The sequence below is a fragment of the Pseudomonas sp. HY13-MNA-CIBAN-0226 genome (genome assembly GCF_040310305.1).
Classification (GTDB): Bacteria; Pseudomonadota; Gammaproteobacteria; order Pseudomonadales; family Pseudomonadaceae; genus Aquipseudomonas; species Aquipseudomonas gregormendelii.
The window spans coordinates 1-262 of record NZ_JBEOPS010000344.1; the positions used below are offsets into that span (position 1 = coordinate 1).

General features: G+C 42.4%; 1 protein-coding gene. It reads right to left on the bottom strand.

From position 1 onward, the window contains the following. A partial coding sequence (locus tag AAEZ05_RS29030) for a BLUF domain-containing protein (RefSeq protein WP_350650075.1) occupies positions 1-262 on the bottom strand: 262 nt, incomplete at both ends.

The window sequence follows — 262 nt, forward strand, 5'->3', positions numbered from 1 at the left end:
ACAAGGTATCAATCAACATCATGATTTGGTTGGTACTCATAAGGTAGGGATTAAATTGAGTGCCCGTCGAAAACTTAAGCGCCAGCCCTTTATTCTCATCACTTGGTATAAGATATTTCATTGACCATTTATTCCAGCGACGCTGCTCGACTTCGCGGCATTCGATAATCTGTAAGACAGCATGTCGCTCGTCTTTTACAAGCTTGCGTAGTAGCTCGTTGATGACAGGTCTTGCCCCTTCAATGCTTTGAAGAAAGTAATT